The sequence below is a fragment of the Streptomyces sp. 6N223 genome (genome assembly GCF_052246635.1).
GTDB lineage: Bacteria > Actinomycetota > Actinomycetes > Streptomycetales > Streptomycetaceae > Streptomyces.
The window spans coordinates 1-1,260 of sequence record NZ_JBQQCA010000144.1 but is presented as its reverse complement, the minus strand read 5'-3'; the positions used below and the strand labels follow the sequence as shown (position 1 = coordinate 1,260).

Annotated in this window: 1 protein-coding gene; it reads left to right on the top strand. The window is 71.0% G+C overall.

The genetic code is table 11. The features are described from left to right. Window positions 1-187: 187 nt before the first annotated feature. On the top strand, window positions 188-1,260 hold a 1,073-nt coding region (locus ACTWQH_RS32725), incomplete at its 3' end, for a polyketide synthase (protein WP_443290449.1).

Below are 1,260 nucleotides of genomic sequence, written 5' to 3'. Positions count from 1 at the left end.
CCACGGCGAGACGGTGGAGGCGTTCTACCGCCAGGGCAGCACCGCGCCTCCCCCCGAGAAGCGGCCCGCGCCCGAACTCCGCCGCCGCGTGGCGCGCCGGAGCACCCCGGCTCCGGCTCCGGTGCCGGGGGCGGCTGGTCCGATCGCGGTTGTCGGGATGAGTGGGCGTTTTCCGGGTGCGCGGTCGGTGGATGAGCTGTGGTCGGTCCTGGCCGAGGGCCGGTGTGTGGTGGGGGAGATGCCGCGTGAGCGGGGGGAGTGGTGGTCGCCGGAGGCCCAGGCCGTCGGCGTTGAGCGTCGGGTCGGTGCGATCCCGGGGGCGGCGGAGTTCGATCCGTTGTTCTTTGAGATCTCGCCGCGTGAGGCGGAGTTGATGGATCCCAGGCAGCGGCTGCTTCTTGAGGAGATGTGGCGGGCCTTGGAGGACGCGGGCTGCGGTCAGGAGCGGCTCGCGCGGGAGAAGGTCGGCATCTTCGTCGGCGTCGAGGAGGGCGACTACCGCCTCCTCGTCGACGGCGGAGCCTCCGTCACCTCGAACGCCAACGCCATCCTCGCCTCCCGCCTGGCGTATTTCCTGAATCTGGCTGGTCCGAGCATGGCGATCAACACCTCGTGCTCGTCGGGGCTGGTGGCGTTGCATGAGGCGTGTCTGAGCCTGCGTTACGGCGATTGCGATACCGCGATCGTCGCGGGGGCGAACCTGCTGGCCGACCCGCGCACCTATGACGCCATGGCGGGCGCGGGGATGCTCTCGCCGGACGGGACGACGTACGCCTTCGACCGGCGGGCCAACGGCATGGTGCCGGGTGAGGCGGTGGCGGTGCTGGTGCTGAAGAAGCGCGACGCCGCCGAGCGCGACGGCCACCGGGTGTACGCCTCCATCCTGGGCAGCGGGGTGAACTACGACGGCCGCACCAACGGCATCACCGCCCCCAGCGGCAAGGCGCAGGCCCGGCTGCTTGCGGAGGTGTATGAGCGGGCGGAGGTGGCGCCGGAGTCGGTGGACTACATCGTCACCCACGGCACCGGCACCCGTCTGGGGGATCCGATCGAGATCAACGCCCTGGCGCAGGCCTTCGCGGCCGGGACGGACCGGACGGGCTTCTGCGCGCTGACCTCCACCAAGCCGAACATCGGCCACACCCAGGCCGCGTCGGGTCTGGTGGGGGTGATCGGGCTGGCGTTGGCGATGCGGCATGAGGTGATCCCGCCGAGCATCCACTGCGAGGAGCTGAGCGACTACATCCGCTGGGAGGACAG